The organism is Ruegeria sp. BB1 (genome assembly GCF_056539465.1).
The window spans coordinates 656,289-672,839 of sequence record NZ_JBQFVB010000001.1; the positions used below are offsets into that span (position 1 = coordinate 656,289).

Below are 16,551 nucleotides of genomic sequence, written 5' to 3' on the forward strand. Positions count from 1 at the left end.
TTCTGCCGGTCTTTCTTAACCCGCACTGGAATCACCATGGCCCTCGCTGCCGAGACCCAACTCAATTCGCTTGGCTTTGCCAAACCGCCCTCGGAAACGCGGGTGGTTGTTGCCATGTCCGGTGGCGTAGACAGTTCTGTCGTGGCGGCCCACCTGGCCGACCAGGGCTATGACGTGGTTGGTGTAACGCTACAGCTTTACGATCATGGTGCAGCGCTGGCCAAGAAAGGTGCTTGCTGTGCGGGGATCGATATCCATGACGCACGCCGTGTGGCCGAGGAACGCGGCTTTCCCCACTATGTTCTGGATTACGAGAACATCTTCAAAGACGCGGTGATCGACGAGTTTGCTGACAGCTATCTGGCAGGTGCTACTCCGGTGCCCTGCATCCGCTGCAACGAACGGGTCAAATTCAAGGACTTGCTGGAGACCGCCAAGGATCTTGAGGCCGACTGCATGGCCACCGGTCACTATATCCAACGCAAAATGGGTCCCAATGGGCCAGAGTTGCATAGCGCCGAGGACGCGAACCGCGATCAGTCCTATTTCCTGTTCTCGACCACACCCGAGCAGTTGGATTTCCTGCGTTTCCCTCTGGGCCACCTGCCCTCGAAGGACGCCACCCGCGAGATGGCAGCGCAATACGGGCTGGCCGTGGCGGACAAGCCGGACAGTCAGGACATCTGCTTCGTGCCCAACGGCAATTATGCCAGCGTCATCGAAAAACTGCGCCCCGGTGCGGCAGAACCCGGTGAGATCGTGCATGCGGACGGTCGCGTTCTGGCGCAACATAACGGCGTGATCCACTATACCATCGGACAACGCCGCGGTCTGGGCATCGGTGGCCTTAGCGAGCCATTATATGTCGTAAAACTGGACGTGGATGCGAAACAAGTCGTTGTTGGCCCCAAAGAAATGCTGGCCACCCGAACCATTCCTGTGCGTGAAATCAACTGGCTTGGGGATGAACCCTTCACCTCACGAGATGAATGGCATGTTCTGGTCAAGGTCCGCTCGACCCGCCCCCCGCGCGAGGCGATCATAAGACCTTTGTCCGATACCACGGCAGAGGTTGAGCTGTTGACGCCCGAAGAAGGTGTCTCACCCGGTCAGGCCTGTGTGTTCTACGCGTCGGAAGGCAGCCGTATCTTTGGCGGCGGCTGGATCTGGCGCGGGTACTAAATCGCGTCCGTCCACGAGTTGCTAAGGATATAGAGCCCGGCGCAAATCATCACATAGGGAACCAACCGTTCCAACCGCCGGGCCAGCGTGCCGCTCATGAACGGCGCTTTGGCCCCTAACAGCGCAACGGTTGCCAGACCAAGTGCCGCCAACACGGCCCCGATAACACCAGCCGTTCTGAACGTGGGGGCCGAGTCGGCCAGCAGAGGCGCAAGGACGGCGAACGTATCCATCGACAGGCTGATGAACAGCAGCGTGACCATGATCACCGACGCCCCGGTATCCAGATTTGCGTGCGTTTCAGTCTCGGTTCCCCGCCTTTGCCGGATCAAGGCTAAGATGCCCAAACTCAGAGGTATCAGACCCAGATACCCGGCCCAGTGCGGTACGACATCCTCAACCCCCAACGCCAGCAAAAGCGCTGCGCTGATCACGACCCCCTGCGCAAGCAGAAAGCCAAAGACCGCGCGTTTGGCCCCCGACACCAGCGATAGCGCCAGCAGCGCCGCCAGATTGTCCAGATTGGTCAGAATCTGAGCCATAAAGGCAGACAGTCCGAACAGCACGAAATCCAGCATTACGGAGTCATCCGATCAAGAACGGCTCGGGCGGCCCTCAAACCGGGGGCCTCACCTCCGCGCCCCAGACGTTCCATCGTGAGGGTCATGGCATCGCGCTGCGCATCGGGGGCAGCCGCGACCTGTTTCAACGCCTCTGCTATCTTTTCAGGCTGGCAATCATCCAGCAAACACTCGGGGACCGCTCGGGTCTCGGACACCAGATTGACTAGCGTTACAGTATCCAGCTTGACCATCCGCTTGGCAATCAGAGTGGTCAGCCAGTTCAGATTATACGCTATCACCATAGGCGTCGATTGCGCGGCCAGTTCCAACGAAACCGTCCCCGAAGCGGCCAGCGACAACTCTGCCGCCGCAAACGCGACCTGCTTTTGTGCTTGTGCCTGATCCGAAGGCATCTCGCGCGGATCGACGACAACAGGGTTTCCGGGCCAGCTTTGCATATGCTCGGTGACGGTATCCACCATATGCGCAACCGCGGGCACCACAATACGTGCGCACGGCCGTTCATTCAGATAAAGGCGCAGCGCCTCACCAAAGATCGGAGCCAGACGCTCAATCTCGCCTCCACGCGAACCAGGAAGCGCCAGTATGATCGGTGCGTCGCCCAGATCGTAGGTCGCGCGAAAATCCTGGATATCCTGATCCGAAGCTATCGGTTCGCTGGCCACCGGATGACCAACGAAATCACACTCCATCCCCGCACGTTCCATATAGGGCGGTTCAAATGGTAACAACGCCAGAACTTGGTCGATCACCTTGGCCATCTTGTCCGCGCGCCCGGGGCGCCATGCCCAGACACTGGGGGCGACGTAATGCACCGTTCTGATATCACTCTGCGCTTTTACCTGCTTGGCGACGCGCAGTGAAAAATCCGGGCTGTCGATGGTAATCAATACATCGGGCTGCGTATCCAGAACGGCCTGAGCGGTCTCAGAAATCCGGCGTTTCAGGTGGAAGAACTTGGGCAAAACCTCAACCAGCCCCATCACCGACAGTTCGGCCATTGGAAAGCGGCTGTCCAAACCCTGTGCCTGCATCAGCGGTCCGCCAACGCCATCGAACTGGATATCGGGTACGAGACTGCGCAACCCTTCCATCAAGGCGCCGCCCAAACGGTCGCCCGAAGGTTCACCGGCGACCAGGAAGACTCGCATCAGATCGCCCGCTCACGCACATACAGAAACAGGCCCAGACGGTTGCATTCGTCGATCACACGATCCTGTTGCAACACGATCACGCCACCTTTTTCGATGACAATACCCGCTAGCCCAGCTGCCACCGCACCAGAAACGGTCCCAGGGCCAATGGTCGGCAAGTCAGCACGTCGGTCCTGGTCGGGTTTCGGCGCTTTGAACAAAACGCCACCCCCTGCATCCGGTCGTTGGGTCAAGGATTGCAGCATCCAATCTGTGCCGTAGATGCTTTCGACCGCAAGCGCCTGCCCTTTGGACACCGCACAAGCCTGACCGATATCCGCAGCTCCCATGGCCCGCAGAATACCCGCTGCCCTGTCTGCATCGGACAGTTCAGCCTCGGATGGCTGCGTTTCGGTAAGGCAACCTAGTTCCGGCAGTAACGCCGGGGCAATTTCGTGAGCGGCACGAACGGTCAGTCCAGAGTTTTCGAATATGCCGATCACGGCGCGCAATGCCCCGTCATCCCCGGACATCATCGCCTGTTGCAGTACTGGAACCAGAGGCATCGTGGCCGCATCAATCCGCGATGGATCGATAGCGGGACGGCGCACCGCGCCAGCCATGCAAATCTCGGTCACGCCGCGCGCTTTCAAATCCGCAAGGAAGCTTCCCAACTGTTCCAATGGAAAGACGATATCCGCAGTCAAAGTGTCCGGTGTGAACCCTTCCATCGCACAAATCAGAGGGCGATCGGAAAGTTGGTCAACCACTTCGCCCGGCAATGCGCCTGTTCCAGCAATCAATGCCAGCATTGACCTATTTCCTCGGCGTCAGGAACGAGCGATCGGATTGCCCGGTCACGAAATCCACGATCCGCTGCACATATTCGCTTTCGTTGTCCACACCTACCCGGTGCGCGCGTTCCATGAACGTGCCATCGCCAGTCGACAATTCGCGGAATGCAGCACGCAGGGCCGAGATATCCTCGCGCGAGACACCGCGCCGTTTCAAGCCAACCAGGTTCAGTCCGTCCAACTCACCCCGAGGCGCCTGAACCAGGCCATATGGGATCACGTCATTGGGCACCATAGTCAGTGCGCCGATGATCGCGCCACGGCCCACGCGCACCCATTGATGCAGGCCGGAAATTCCGCCCACGATCACATCATCCTCGATGACACAGTGACCCGCCGCGCCGGAATGGTTCACCATGATCACACGATCCCCGATCTGAACGTCATGCGCCACGTGCACACCTGCCATCAAAAGACAATCGTCGCCGATCCGGGTCACACCGCCGCCGCCCTCGGTTCCGGTATTCACCGTCACATGTTCACGAATGCGGTTACGCTTGCCGATCTCAAGCCGCGTATCCTCACCCCCGAACTTCAGGTCCTGCGGAATTTCTCCGATCACCGAGAAATTGAAGATCACGGTCTCATCACCGATCTGGGTTTCGCCGGTCACGACAACATGGGACTTCAATTCGACCCGGTCGCCCAGCTTAACCTGACTGCCGACAAAACAGAACGGCCCGATGATGCAGTCTTCACCGATCTGCGCACCGTCTTCGATGATTGCGCTTGGGTGAATGCCGCTCATGTTGTCTTTTCCATGTCCCAGTCGACATAGGCCGAAAATTCGGCTTCGGCTGCTACTTCGCCATCAACCGTCGCCCGGCCGCTGAATTTGAAGATCTTGCCACCCTTCTTACCCCGCACGGTTTCCACGTGCATTTCAAGCACATCGCCAGGGATCACTTTGCGGCGGAATTTGCACTTGTCGATGTTCATGAAATAAATCAGCAATTCGCTGTCGATCACGTCCATACCGACGCCCAGCATCACACCTGCAGTTTGCGCCATCGCTTCAACAATGGTCACGCCGGGCATGATCGGCGTTCCGGGAAAATGGCCCTGAAAATGTGGTTCGTTCATTGTGACATTCTTGATGCCAACGGCCGATTGATAACCCGAGATATCAACCACCTTGTCGACCAGCAGAAACGGATAGCGATGCGGCAAGATCCGTTGGATCAACTGGATGTCGGCGCTTTTGGTTTCCGTGCTCATGGTGTTGTAGTCCCATTCTGGATTTCTGTTTGCGGCGTGGTTAGCAATACCGCGCCCTAAGGGCAAGCAAACCTATTCACTGGCCCCATTTTCAACGGCGCTGCCGTCGCCGATCGCCGCATTGATCCGCGCAATGGCGGCATCGGTAATATCGGTTCGATCCGAACTGAGGAAAACGCTGGATCGTTCAATAATGATGGAAGCGCCGGATTCGCGTAGCAAGTCAATCAAAACCGGCCGTGCAAGTTCCAGAAACATCTGCCGAGCCTCTTCACTACGTCGTGCCAACACGTCCAGTTTTGCGCGCTGCCCCTCCCGATGCGACTGAACCTTTTCGTCAAAGGCATCGGCCAGGGGGCGAAATTCTTCGGCTGTCATGGTCGCACGCTGTTCCGTCAGAACCTTTTCCTCTCGGCTCAGCTCGGCCACGATCCGTTCGTTTTCTTCCCCTAAAAGAACGCCTTCGGCCTCGATCTCTCGCAGGACACGTTGACCAAAGGCAGATTCAGCAAACAAACGCTCGCTGGACAACGTCACCACGCTGCTTTGCGGAACCCCCAATTGTTGGGCCGCTACTGGCTCCGAAAAGACAAGGGTCAGAAATACACACAGGGCCCATAAAGGGCCCTGCAGTTTCATGAACACAGTTTTCAACATTCAGGATCAGAACCGAGCCTGAACCGTCAGGTCGAAGTTCTGCTCTTTGTCAAAGTCTTCCTTTTTCAACGCTTTCGAGAAGTTGAAGCGCAGCGGACCAAACGGCGTTTCCCACAGAACCGACACACCTATTACGTGGCGGATCGAGCCGTCTTCGCCGACGATATTGGCACCGGTCGTATTGACGTCGTTAAGATTGTACAAGTTACCAAAGTCGTAGAACACGCCGCCACGCAGGCCGAATTCTTCGGGCAGACCCAGCGGGAAATCCGACTCCAAACGCGCAACCCAATAGTAATTGCCCCCGATCGCGTCATCCTGTCCGTTGGACAAGTCGCGCGGACCAAGACCCGCGGGCTCGAACCCGCGGAAGATGCTAGGTCCCAAAACAAAGCGGTCGATAGTGCGGCTGAAATCATCACCTCTCCAGTGCAGCGCACCGACTTCCATCGACGCACGCAGAACAACTTCTTCGTTCCAGACACGTGTCTGGGCGACACCACGGGCCGTCGTCTTGAAGTATTCGTTGTCGCCGCCCAGTCCTGCAGCATCGATACCGGCCTCAAACAGGACGCCTGCATTCGGGTTCAGACCTCCGATCCGGCTGTCATAAACGTACGAGAGACCCAGAGAACTGGTGGTACGCTCACCCTGATCGATTTCCGACGAAATGACTGCACCGTTAGTTTCGTCACCTTGCTGGGTCATTTCGCTGTTTTGCCAACCATAGCGCAGACGCAGGGATGACAACTCGCCAATCGCATAGCTCAACTGAGGCCGGAAGAAGAGTGTCTCGGTGTCATAGCTGGCAAAGCTTGAATTGGTCGTCGACAGGCCCAATCCCAAGTCAAACCGAAGTTTGCGCCCTAGCAGGTAAGGTTCCGAGAAGTTCAACGTGTACTGTTCGGCATCCTGGGCAGTCGACAAATTGACGCCAATTGTTTGCCCGCGTCCCAGGAAGTTAGATTCCTGAAGGCCAATCGCAACCCCGAAACCATCAGAAACCGAGTAGCTACCACCCAGGCTTAGCGAACCCGTCGGCTGTTCCTCTACATCCACATCCACAATCACCTGGCTGGGCGAAGACCCTTCGCGCGGTTCGACATCGGCCGCAGCAAAGAAACCCAAGGCCCGGATACGTTCGGCGGCCTGACGGATCTCACGCGGGTTAAAGGGGTCGCCTTCCACCGTATCGAATTGACGACGGATCACGCGGTCAAGCGTGGTTGTGTTGCCTTCGATATCGATCCGCTCGACAAAAATCCTTGGGCCTTTGGTCAGAACAAACTGCACATCCAGAGTCAGGTCACGTGCGTTGCGCGTCACGCGCGGCTCCACACGCAGGAAATCGACGCCCTGCTTGATGCCGAGACGTTCCATCCGCGCAATCGAGTTTTCGATCAGCATCGGAGTGTAAGTCACTCCCGGTCGAATTTTCAGTGCATCCTGATACGGAGCAGGATCCACACCCGGAATTTCGCTGACAGTGCTGATCTGCCCAAATGAGAATTTTTGACCTTCGGTGATGTTCATCACCAAGAAGAAAGCGTCGCGCTCGCGAGTGAATTCCACATTTGCGCTGTTCACGCGGAAATCGACATAACCACGCGACAAGTAGAAATCCCGAATGACCTGTTTGTCGAATTCGATCCGGTCAGCAATGAAAGTATCGCTGCTGACAAACGTCCGCAGGATATTCGCCTGTTTCGATTCCAGAACCCTGCGCAGGCGCCGGTCAGAATAAGCTCGGTTGCCGACAAAACTCACACGCTCGACTTCGATCGTGGTCCCTTCTGCGACCTCGAATACCAGATCGACACGGTTGTCACTGCGGCGAATGATGCGGGGAATGACCGTTGCAGACACCCGTCCCTGAGACGAGTAGATCTCGGCGATCAGGTCGGCGTCAGCCTCCGCGACTTGCGGTGTAAAGACGCGGCGTGGCTCTGATGAGATCGCTTCAAGCAGCACGTCATCTTTTACGCGGCTGTTACCTTCAACGCTGATCTGATTGATTGTCGGATATTCTTCAACTTCGATCACCAGCGTGCTGCCACGCGGCGTCAATTCGACTGTCTCAAAAACACCACTGTCAAGCAAACGCTGATAGGCATCGTTCAATTCGCCCGCTGTGACCGACTGGCCCGGCTCGATTCCTGTACGTTCAATAATGGTGGAGGTTTCGATACGTCGGTTGCCTTCGACATCGAACGAATTAAAGACGAAATTTTGCGCCCACGCGGCCTGCGGAAACGGTACAAAACCTACCAATGTAAGAAGGAATATTAACGTTAGTGACCGCCACAAAATCTTGTTTTTCGGCTTCTGCCCACCGCAGGATGTGCCCGCGCCTCGCCTATCAGTCATATTTTTCACTACCCAATATTTTTGGACTTTAAAGCTGATTAGCGAGAATATTTAGCCTTGTCAAAAGACCAAAACAGAAAGCGGCCCGTCGGCCGCCGTGTGTAGTTTCAATAACAGGTCTTAAGAATCACATAGTGATCAAATAGGCCCAACCGCCCATTGCCACGGCAGTCACACCGAAGAACAGCAATGTATCCCAGTTCAACACGAACAAGCACCCAAAGCTTTTGGCGGATTTACGCAGGGCCTTTGTCATAACTACCTCTGACACGGTTTAATTACCGGCTATTAACCTAAGCTGGAATTGAGGCGGAATTGGGGCGTTTTCTTGTGATCGATGCCACAATCAGCAGAACAGATCGTTCGTAACCGAAAAGACCATAAGTCCAAGGATCAACGATACGCCAACCCCCATAAGCACGCGCAGTACACCGTCGCTGGGTGGTTTGCCTGCAATAGCCTCATACGCATAGAATACCAGATGGCCCCCATCCAATGCCGGAATGGGAAACAGGTTCAGCAAGCCTACGGCGGTCGACAGAACGGCAATAAAGAAAATGAAATTCTGAGCACCCTGACTGGCCATAGCGCCCGAAGTTTCCGCAATGCCGATGGGACCGGAAATGTTGCAGGTGCTGATCGCCCCCGTCACCATATGCCAGACGCCCGACAAAGAGCCGTCAACGATGCGAATGGTCTGCTGCACACCGCCGGAAAGAGATGCCAGAAGGCCCGCGGGTTCCGTCGCTGGTTCCAAAGCCATTCCACCCACAATCCCGATGCGCCAATGGGTCACAAAGCCACCTTCCGGCTGCGGCTCATCCGTGCGACGCGGGGCCAGGGCAAATTCAAGCTCGGCCCCGTCGCGCCAAACGTTCAGCAACAGAACCTTGCCGTCCGATCCCTCTACATGTTCTTTGAGCTGCTCAAAGGCAAAGATAGGATCACCGTTGACGGCCGTAATAACGTCGCCCGACTTCAGATCGATATCCATGGCTGCACTGCGTGGAACGACCTGTTGGATCAGCGCCGGGAACAACCAGGGGCCGGATACATCCAGTGTCTGCCCATCGCGGATCACCGTGTAATCCAACTCCGGTTCAACAGGCAGTGCATCCGTAAAATCAGACCAGGCCCCCTGCTGATCAAAATCAGGAACGGGAAGACCCGCAATTGCGACGATTTCATCCCCGTCCTGCAATTCCTGCACCGAACCAGGCAACGAGCGCAATTCGCCGACTGTAAAAGGGTCGCGCGTAACGCCCTGAGACATAAAAATCAGGCCAAACACCACAATGGACATAGCAAAGTTGAACACCGGCCCTGCGGCAACGGTAGCTGCCCGCGCCCACAACGGCGCGCCGTGCATGGTGCGGCGCAGCTCTTCGGGGGTTTGCTCGGTGATTTCCTGCATCGCGCCTTCGTCCTTGCCGGATGCGGCGTTGGCATCCCCAAGGAATTTTACATACCCGCCGAAAGGCAAGGCTGCGATCTGCCAACGTGTTCCGCGTTTGTCGATACGGCTCCACAATACAGGGCCAAACCCGACCGAGAACACCTCGGCATGGATGCCGGACCAACGCCCGACGATATAATGGCCGTATTCATGTACCGCGACGATGACGGACAGGGCGATCACAAAGGCAACGATGGTATAAAGCAAGTTGCCGAATTGAGGGATCAGAGAGATTACGTCCAAGTTTCTATCCTGCTTTCTGCATCACGGCTTCTTCTGCCCACTTACGTGCCAGATGGTCCGTTTGCAGTACGTTATCAAGGGTTAAAGAGGCATCAAGAAGGCCGTCTGACGTCTCAAATCTGTCCAATACACTTTCAACGATCTGGGCCATCTCTGGAAAACTGACCCGGCGTGCGATGAACAGGTCCAGCGCCCGCTCTTTCGCGGCGTTGAACACCGCACCTGACAGACCGCCGCGCTGCATCACGTTACGGGCGAGGCGCAGCGCTGGATAGCGGGTCTCGTCCGGGTCCTGAAAGCGCAACTGACCCAGTTTCGCCAGGTTCAGACGTTCGACCGGTAGCTTGCGCCGATCCGGCCAGTGCAGCGCATAGCCAATTGCATGGCGCATATCCGGTGCGCCCATATGAGCCATGACCGCGCCGTCATTGAACCCAACCAGCGAATGCACGATGGATTCAGGATGCACCAACACTTCGATCTGATCAGGGGAAACACCAAAGAATTCCCGCGTTTCAATCACTTCGAGCGCTTTATTGAACATCGAAGCGCTATCTATGGTGATCCGCTGACCCATATCCCAGTTCGGATGGCTCGAGGCTTGCTCGACCGTGGCATTGACCAGATCGCTCAACGGCCAATCGCGGAACGCGCCGCCGCTGGCGGTGATAATGATCCGCTCAACGGCATCCATATCCTCGCCCACCAGCGCCTGGAACACGGCAGAGTGTTCGCTGTCCACCGGCAAAAGTCGGGCATTGTGTTTTCGCGCCGTTTCCAACACCAACGGTCCGGCACAAACGAGCGTTTCCTTGTTTGCCAGGGCTAGGGTCGCGCCTTGTTTCAATGCCTCAAGGCCCGGTGGCAATCCGGCCGCACCAACGATGGCCGACATGACCCAATCCGCTGGCCTCGCTGCCGCTTCGGTCAGCGCAACCTGTCCGGCCGCTGCCTCGACACCGCTGCCGGATAGTGCAGCACGCAGGTCCTCGAGCTGATCCTCATGCGCGGTCACGGCCAAATCAGCCTGCAGTCGGCGTGCATCGTCGGCCAGCTTTTCGATATTTGCACCGCCGGTCAATGCCACCACGTCATAGGCCGACGGATTCCGGTCAATCAGGTCGATTGTGTTCTGTCCGACCGATCCGGTCGCGCCGAAAATGGAAACTCTGCGCATTACATGCCCCCGGGGGAGTAAATCAAACCCGCGATCAGAACGAACAAGGCCGCCCCCATCATCCCGTCAAACCGGTCGAGAAATCCGCCATGTCCCGGGATCAGGTTCGAACTGTCCTTGACCCCGAATTTCCGTTTGGTCGCACTTTCGACGATATCTCCGGCTTGACTGGCCATCGAGGCCAAAACCGAAATCACAACAAACATGAACCCAAATCCGGCATAGTTCGCAAAAACAGCCCCCACGATGGCTGCTGCGGCCCAGCCTCCGGCAGTGCCCGACCATGTTTTCTTGGGGCTGACCTTGGGCCAGAACTTAGGGCCCCCAAAGGTTTTGCCAACAAAATACCCGGCGACATCCGTCGCTACGACCACCGAAATCAGCCAAACCATCCAGCCAAAACCCATCGTCTCGCGGATAGAGATGAAGCCCAGACCAGATGCCGCAATCCAGACGGCAAATAGCGCATAAATCGTTTTCGAACGACCGACCTGCCCCGCCCCAACCAAAGCCGGAGCCACCAGAACCGGAAGCTTAAAAAGCGGCGGCACGTGGTAGCTGATCAATACGGCCACTCCGGTCAGAATGCCAAGCTGAACGCGCACGCCGACCTTGTCCGGGTCGATCATCCGCACCAGCTCCCAGGTCATCAAACCGCAGGCAATTGCGATGAATGCTTCGAACCAAAGGCCGCCCAGCCAAACCTCGACCGAACCGATGGCAATTAAAACGGCTGCGGACAGAATCCGGGCGCTTAGGTCAGACCATCGGCCGTCGCTCATACCCGCACTGCCCCAAACCGGCGCTCGCGAGAGCCAAAGTTGCGGCACAGCCGTTCCAGCTCGGCCGCTGTGAAATCCGGCCAGAGCGTGTCGATGAATTCATATTCGGAATAGGCCGATTGCCACAGCAGGAAATTCGATATCCGCGCCTCACCACTGGTCCGGATAACCAGATCGGGATCAGGAAGAACATGCGTGTCCAGATACTTGGGCAGAGTTTCTTCATCAACTTCTTCGGGGCGCAACCGTCCTTCGGCTACGTCCAGCGCAAGACGTTTGGTGGCCCGCGCAACCTCATCCCGACCGCCGTAATTCAGGGCGACCGTCAGGTGTACCAGATCGTTGTTCTTGGTTTCTTCTTCCAGCGCGTCCATCAAGGCAATCAGCTTGGCGTCCAATCGAACGCGATCCCCAATGAACCGAACCCGGATACCATTTTCCTTCAGAGTCCGGGTTTCTTTGATGATGTAGCGCCGAAATAGGCTCATCAGCCCGGCAACCTCAGCCTGCGTGCGTTTCCAATTCTCAGTCGAAAAGGCAAAAACCGTCAGGTATTTGATTCCAAGTTCCGGGCAGGCCTCAACCACCTCTCGCACGCGCCGCGCCCCGGCGTGGTGTCCGAACAGTCTTGGCCGACCACGCGCCTGCGCCCAGCGACCATTTCCGTCCATGATAATAGCGACATGGCGCGGCCCAAGCGCGGGCGAAGTATCAGGGGTGTTGAGCATTCCCTGTCTCAGACCTGCATGATCTCGGCCTGCTTGGTCTCAAGCGCGGCGTCTACAGATTTGATCATCTCATCGGTCAGGTCCTGAACCTCGGATTCCCAGAATTTCTGATCATCCTCGGACATACCGTCCGCTTTGGCTTTTTTGACTTGATCCATCCCGTCGCGGCGCACATTCCGGATCGAGACACGGGCGTGTTCAGCATATTGCCCGGCAACTTTGCCCAATTCGCGGCGGCGTTCTTCGTTCAGTTCCGGGATCGGCAGCATGATGATCGTACCGTTCAGCTGTGGATTGATCCCCAGCCCGCTTTCGCGGATCGCCTTTTCAACCTTGCCCACCAGACCCTTGTCCCAGACGTTGACGGTCACCATGCGCGGTTCGGGTACATTCACCGTCCCAACCTGATTGATCGGAGTCATCGAGCCATAGGCATCCACCATCACCGGCTCAAGCATCGAGGCCGACGCCCGCCCGGTCCGAAGCGAGGCGAATTCGGTTCTGAGGTTGGCCATGGCGCCTTCCATGCGCCGTTTCAGATCATCGGTATCCAGTTCGAAATCGTCAGACATGCTGCTCACTCCCCGTATTCAGGTGCTGTTTGCATGGCTTCTAAGCCATCGCAATTGGGATGTATAGCAATGATGCTGTGGAAATGCGCCATTGACCAGAGGTGTCTTAAGCATTTTTTCGGTTGACTAAATAGCAAACAGACCAGCCGACATCCTAGTCGGCGGGTCTGAAGGAAGCTTTTCCGATCAGGCGTTTACGTCAACGACGACGCGGCCTTTGACCTGACCTTTCAGAATATCGGCTCCCAGTTGCGGCAGATCGTTAAGGGTTGCTGGCTGAACCATTGCCTCAAGCTTATCCATCGGCAGATCGGTGGCGATACGTTGCCAGGCCCGGACGCGATTTTCATAAGGCTGCATTACGCTGTCGATGCCCAGCAGATTTACGCCGCGCAGAAGGAATGGAATGACCGTCGCAGGCAAAGCAGCACCACCCGCCAACCCCACAGCCGCGACCGAGGCGCCGTATTTCATCTGCCCCAGGACGCGCGCCAGCATCTCTCCACCGACCGCATCAACGCAGCCAGCCCAGCTTTCGCTTTCCAGAGGCCGCTTGGTGGTTTCGTTCAGCTCTTCCCGCGGGACGATTGTGCTTGCCCCCAGAGATTTCAAGTAATCCCCCGCCTCGGGTCGACCGGTAACAGCCGCCACTTCGTAGCCAAGATTGGACAGAATGGCCGTGGCCACAGATCCGACCCCACCTGCGGCCCCGGTTACCAAAACCGGCCCGTGATCGGGTGTCATTCCGTGATCCTCAAGCGCCATCACAGCCAGCATCGCAGTAAATCCGGCCGTGCCTACAGCCATTGCCTGGCGCGCATCCAAGCCATCGGGCAAGGGCACCAACCAATCGGCCAGCGCATTGGCTTTCTGGGAATACCCGCCCCAATGCGCCTCACCCACGCGCCAGCCGGTTAAAACTACCTTGTCACCGGGCTTATAGCGGTCATCTGATGACGCTTCGACGGTCCCGGCATAGTCAATGCCCGGTACATGTGGGTAGTTGCGCACCAGCCCGCCACCCTTTGGCGACGTACACAAACCATCCTTGTAATTCACCGTCGAATACTCGACCGCCACGGTCACGTCACCATTTGGCAAATCATCCAGAGACAACTGCTTGACCGAGGGGCTGGCCAAGCCGCTCTCTTCATCCTTTTCCATCACCAATGCGTTGAACATCCGATTTCCTTTCGTTTTCCTAGCGCCAGGCCGTTCTACGCCTGGCTGAATGAGTTCGGGTGCGCCGTGTAGCGACGAGGGCGACGCCCAAACCCTCCCTTAGATCCAGAAACGCTCCTGCACTGTGGCGCGGCGCATGCCGTCTGGTGTTTCAACCTCGACAATCGTTCCTGCTTCCCAGTGGCTTAATCGCAGCATGCCGATTGAGACATTCGTCCCGAAATCCGGGGACCACGCGGCTGAGGTCACCTGCCCCACACGCCTTCCACCTGCGAACACAGACCACGGTCGGTCGCAGGGCGGTACTGCGTCGCCCTCAATCGCAATTGGACGAATCTGCTGTACCGGGCCTTCCTTAGCCACACGCAACAATGCATCCCGACCGATACACCCAATCGCGGTGTGAGTATTACAGAACTTGCCCAAACCACATTCGTGCGGCGTGTTGTCGTCGGTCATGTCATTGCCATAAGACAGCAAACCACCTTCGATCCGCTCGATCAGGTTGGGACAGCCTGCCCGTACCTGTAGGTCCTCACCCGCCGCAAAAAGGGCGTTCCACAATGGCATGCCTATCTCAGTGCCTTCGAGATAGATCTCGAACCCACCCTGTTTCGAATAACCCGACCGAGCCACGGCCAGGTCACGCCCTTCGAATTCGAACATATCGAATTTGAAAAACCGGATATCCCGCACGCGATCCCCGAATACGCGCACCATCAGGTCATCCGCCTTGGGCCCTTGAACCGCCAAGGGCGACACGTCGGGTTCATCCACCAGAACATCCAGCCGATAACCGTTGGCGACCCCTTTGACCCAAAAAAGCAGGTCACTGTCAGCAATGGAAATCCACCAACGATCATCGGACAACTTCACCGCCACAGGATCGTTCAGCATCCCACCGGTTTCATCGACGATGGGCACGTAAAAGCACTGCCCCGGCAGCATCCCCCGAAGATCACGCGGCGTCAGCATTTGCATCAATTTGCCCGCATCCGGGCCGCGCAGCTCAACCTGCCGTTCACAGGAAACATCCCAGACCTGAACGTGGGATTTCAAATGCCTGTAATCTGCCTCGACGCTTTCGAAAACTGTGGGCAATAACATGCGGTTATAGACCGTGTATGCTTTAACTCCCGCAGCCTCGACACCGTCTGAGAAGGGCGTGCGCCGCAACCGGCGGGATAAGGAAATTTGCGGCATTCAAACCTCCTTTGGCATAAACACCAAATCGCTAACAGGAGCGGCTGATCCGGTCTCGGTCAGCATTTGGTGCAATTGCCCGCGATGATGGGTCTGATGGTTGAACATATGTATGACGCATTGCGCGTAAGGCAATGTAAAGTCATCTTTTTTTGCCGCCGAGAGCCACGTGAATTCACCAGTCAGAAGGTCCTCTTCAAGCGATCCAGCCCAATTGGAGATGCGGGCGTCGACTGTTTTGCACTGCGGCAACCACTCGGCCAGATCAGCGCACAAAGACACACTTTCCGGGATGCCGCCACCTGGACCATCGCCCTGATCAAAACGCGAAATCCAAATCCAGTTACCCCACAAAAGATGGTTAGCAGTCCCCATGATCGAGCCAAAAAAAGCGCCGCGATCTTTCGCTAACTCCTCGGGCGTCAGGTCTTGAAGAAAAGCGGACAACTGGCTGTTCTGCCATTGATTATACCGCGCCATTTCCTGTGCATAGGCCCCGGTGATCATTATTTTGGTCCATGCCAGTCAATCGGGCAAATCTCGGCCGATTTACCACCGAAATCCCAGACGCGGCCGTAATCACGCACCTTGGATTTGGTTCCACGCGCTACGATGATATCCGGTCCCATCCAGTATTTCGAGTTCGAAACCATCACCGGATGCTCGGGGTCTTTACCCGCCAACATCTCAATCTCGCCCTGAATCTTGCGACCGATTACGATACGGCGCTTGTTGCCATCGCGTTCGATCTGGACAGGGGCCCGCTCGGCCCCGATGATCTCGCTGACCAGCATGGTGAACAGACCAGTTGTACCGCCCGCCTGCCCGCTGAAGATTTGCAGCAGACCGTTATAGGCCTTGCCGCTAGCGCGTTCATCGACATAGGCCGCGACTTTCCACTGGCCCTCGCCCATGCGACCGGGAATATCGACCAGTAGACCAACGTTCAAACCCGACAGGTCCTCGCCCTCGTAATGGCCTTCATCGATGATGACCCCCATCCACGCGTGGCAATGCCCTTCGGTCGGAGGATGCGCCCCCAGTGATACAACGCAAGGGCAAAACACATCGCACGAGCAGTTGAGGATCAACTCTCCCTTGATGACCCAATCAGTCGGACTCATCTCACGCCGCTTGGGATTTGGCATACGACTGTCGATACGTTGGCTGATAGGCAACCTGTCGGCTTCAGGTTTTCTGTTCTTAGCCATAT

General features: G+C 56.8%; 18 protein-coding genes. 1 reads left to right on the forward strand and 17 read right to left on the reverse strand.

Translation table 11 applies throughout. The features are described from left to right. The first annotated feature begins 36 nt into the window (after positions 1-36). A complete protein-coding gene (gene mnmA, locus ACR0AL_RS03335) occupies positions 37-1,182 on the forward strand; it encodes a tRNA 2-thiouridine(34) synthase MnmA (protein ID WP_480661953.1) in 1,146 nt (381 codons plus the stop codon). Here the strand turns inward: mnmA and ACR0AL_RS03340 are convergent. The 17 genes from ACR0AL_RS03340 to ACR0AL_RS03420 form a co-directional block, all read right to left on the reverse strand. Further along, positions 1,179-1,760 carry a cadmium resistance transporter gene (locus ACR0AL_RS03340; RefSeq protein WP_170358391.1) on the reverse strand — a complete coding sequence of 194 codons (582 nt, stop codon included), beginning with the start codon at positions 1,758-1,760 and terminating at the stop codon, positions 1,179-1,181. The genes mnmA and ACR0AL_RS03340 overlap by 4 nt on opposite strands. Further along, entirely contained in the window at positions 1,760-2,917 is a 1,158-nt protein-coding gene (gene lpxB, locus ACR0AL_RS03345; protein ID WP_480661955.1) for a lipid-A-disaccharide synthase, read from the reverse strand. Before lpxB ends, ACR0AL_RS03340 begins: the two co-directional genes overlap by 1 nt. After that, positions 2,917-3,711: an LpxI family protein gene (locus ACR0AL_RS03350; protein ID WP_170548775.1), complete on the reverse strand. Its 795-nt coding sequence runs from the start codon at positions 3,709-3,711 to the stop codon at positions 2,917-2,919. The genes lpxB and ACR0AL_RS03350 overlap by 1 nt, the downstream gene beginning before the upstream one ends. Before the next feature lie 4 nt (positions 3,712-3,715). Next, positions 3,716-4,501: an acyl-ACP--UDP-N-acetylglucosamine O-acyltransferase gene (gene lpxA, locus ACR0AL_RS03355; RefSeq protein ID WP_480646590.1), complete on the reverse strand. Its 786-nt coding sequence runs from the start codon at positions 4,499-4,501 to the stop codon at positions 3,716-3,718. Beyond that, the gene (gene fabZ, locus ACR0AL_RS03360) at positions 4,498-4,971 is read right to left on the reverse strand and encodes a 3-hydroxyacyl-ACP dehydratase FabZ (RefSeq protein ID WP_170358383.1); all 474 of its coding nucleotides are present in this window, start codon (positions 4,969-4,971) and stop codon (positions 4,498-4,500) included. The genes lpxA and fabZ overlap by 4 nt, the downstream gene beginning before the upstream one ends. Before the next feature lie 72 nt (positions 4,972-5,043). After that, on the reverse strand, positions 5,044-5,610 hold the full coding sequence (locus tag ACR0AL_RS03365) for an OmpH/Skp family outer membrane protein (protein WP_170349401.1): 567 nt from the start codon (positions 5,608-5,610) through the stop codon (positions 5,044-5,046). A gap of 24 nt (positions 5,611-5,634) precedes the next feature. Then, positions 5,635-7,995: an outer membrane protein assembly factor BamA gene (bamA, locus tag ACR0AL_RS03370; protein WP_170348643.1), complete on the reverse strand. Its 2,361-nt coding sequence runs from the start codon at positions 7,993-7,995 to the stop codon at positions 5,635-5,637. Positions 7,996-8,122: 127 nt separating this feature from the next. After that, positions 8,123-8,251, reverse strand: a complete 129-nt coding sequence (locus ACR0AL_RS03375) for a hypothetical protein (RefSeq protein WP_264187062.1) — start codon at positions 8,249-8,251, stop codon at positions 8,123-8,125. Positions 8,252-8,341: 90 nt separating this feature from the next. Continuing rightward, positions 8,342-9,694 carry an RIP metalloprotease RseP gene (rseP, locus tag ACR0AL_RS03380; RefSeq protein ID WP_170358376.1) on the reverse strand — a complete coding sequence of 451 codons (1,353 nt, stop codon included), beginning with the start codon at positions 9,692-9,694 and terminating at the stop codon, positions 8,342-8,344. A 4-nt stretch (positions 9,695-9,698) separates the two neighbouring features. Then, positions 9,699-10,871, reverse strand: coding sequence for a 1-deoxy-D-xylulose-5-phosphate reductoisomerase (dxr, locus tag ACR0AL_RS03385; RefSeq protein WP_170548772.1), 1,173 nt, complete (start codon positions 10,869-10,871; stop codon positions 9,699-9,701). Further along, positions 10,871-11,653 (reverse strand): phosphatidate cytidylyltransferase, encoded by a 783-nt coding sequence (locus ACR0AL_RS03390; protein ID WP_480661957.1) that lies wholly within the window; start codon positions 11,651-11,653, stop codon positions 10,871-10,873. Before ACR0AL_RS03390 ends, dxr begins: the two co-directional genes overlap by 1 nt. Beyond that, positions 11,650-12,381 carry an isoprenyl transferase gene (locus ACR0AL_RS03395; RefSeq protein WP_170348639.1) on the reverse strand — a complete coding sequence of 244 codons (732 nt, stop codon included), beginning with the start codon at positions 12,379-12,381 and terminating at the stop codon, positions 11,650-11,652. Before ACR0AL_RS03395 ends, ACR0AL_RS03390 begins: the two co-directional genes overlap by 4 nt. Positions 12,382-12,389: 8 nt before the next feature. After that, entirely contained in the window at positions 12,390-12,953 is a 564-nt protein-coding gene (gene frr, locus ACR0AL_RS03400; RefSeq protein WP_170348638.1) for a ribosome recycling factor, read from the reverse strand. 186 nt (positions 12,954-13,139) lie between these two features. Continuing rightward, positions 13,140-14,135, reverse strand: coding sequence for an acryloyl-CoA reductase (acuI, locus tag ACR0AL_RS03405; protein WP_170348637.1), 996 nt, complete (start codon positions 14,133-14,135; stop codon positions 13,140-13,142). A gap of 99 nt (positions 14,136-14,234) precedes the next feature. Beyond that, positions 14,235-15,338 (reverse strand): dimethylsulfoniopropionate demethylase, encoded by a 1,104-nt coding sequence (locus tag ACR0AL_RS03410; protein ID WP_170348636.1) that lies wholly within the window; start codon positions 15,336-15,338, stop codon positions 14,235-14,237. After that, entirely contained in the window at positions 15,339-15,845 is a 507-nt protein-coding gene (locus ACR0AL_RS03415) for a DinB family protein (protein WP_480661959.1), read from the reverse strand. It lies immediately after the preceding gene. Then, complete coding sequence (locus tag ACR0AL_RS03420; RefSeq protein WP_170348634.1) at positions 15,845-16,549, reverse strand: DUF1326 domain-containing protein; 705 nt, start codon at positions 16,547-16,549, stop codon at positions 15,845-15,847. The genes ACR0AL_RS03415 and ACR0AL_RS03420 overlap by 1 nt, the downstream gene beginning before the upstream one ends. Positions 16,550-16,551: the final 2 nt, after the last annotated feature.

Coding starts and splice junctions, on each gene's coding strand:
- mnmA (WP_480661953.1), top strand. CDS start 37: ATGGCCCTCGCTGCCGAGACCCAACTCAATTCGCTTGGCTTTGCCAAA.
- ACR0AL_RS03340 (WP_170358391.1), bottom strand. CDS start 1,760: ATGCTGGATTTCGTGCTGTTCGGACTGTCTGCCTTTATGGCTCAGATT.
- lpxB (WP_480661955.1), bottom strand. CDS start 2,917: ATGCGAGTCTTCCTGGTCGCCGGTGAACCTTCGGGCGACCGTTTGGGC.
- ACR0AL_RS03350 (WP_170548775.1), bottom strand. CDS start 3,711: ATGCTGGCATTGATTGCTGGAACAGGCGCATTGCCGGGCGAAGTGGTT.
- lpxA (WP_480646590.1), bottom strand. CDS start 4,501: ATGAGCGGCATTCACCCAAGCGCAATCATCGAAGACGGTGCGCAGATC.
- fabZ (WP_170358383.1), bottom strand. CDS start 4,971: ATGAGCACGGAAACCAAAAGCGCCGACATCCAGTTGATCCAACGGATC.
- ACR0AL_RS03365 (WP_170349401.1), bottom strand. CDS start 5,610: ATGAAACTGCAGGGCCCTTTATGGGCCCTGTGTGTATTTCTGACCCTT.
- bamA (WP_170348643.1), bottom strand. CDS start 7,995: ATGACTGATAGGCGAGGCGCGGGCACATCCTGCGGTGGGCAGAAGCCG.
- ACR0AL_RS03375 (WP_264187062.1), bottom strand. CDS start 8,251: ATGACAAAGGCCCTGCGTAAATCCGCCAAAAGCTTTGGGTGCTTGTTC.
- dxr (WP_170548772.1), bottom strand. CDS start 10,871: ATGCGCAGAGTTTCCATTTTCGGCGCGACCGGATCGGTCGGACAGAAC.
- ACR0AL_RS03390 (WP_480661957.1), bottom strand. CDS start 11,653: ATGAGCGACGGCCGATGGTCTGACCTAAGCGCCCGGATTCTGTCCGCA.
- ACR0AL_RS03395 (WP_170348639.1), bottom strand. CDS start 12,381: ATGCTCAACACCCCTGATACTTCGCCCGCGCTTGGGCCGCGCCATGTC.
- frr (WP_170348638.1), bottom strand. CDS start 12,953: ATGTCTGACGATTTCGAACTGGATACCGATGATCTGAAACGGCGCATG.
- acuI (WP_170348637.1), bottom strand. CDS start 14,135: ATGTTCAACGCATTGGTGATGGAAAAGGATGAAGAGAGCGGCTTGGCC.
- ACR0AL_RS03410 (WP_170348636.1), bottom strand. CDS start 15,338: ATGCCGCAAATTTCCTTATCCCGCCGGTTGCGGCGCACGCCCTTCTCA.
- ACR0AL_RS03415 (WP_480661959.1), bottom strand. CDS start 15,845: ATGATCACCGGGGCCTATGCACAGGAAATGGCGCGGTATAATCAATGG.
- ACR0AL_RS03420 (WP_170348634.1), bottom strand. CDS start 16,549: ATGGCTAAGAACAGAAAACCTGAAGCCGACAGGTTGCCTATCAGCCAA.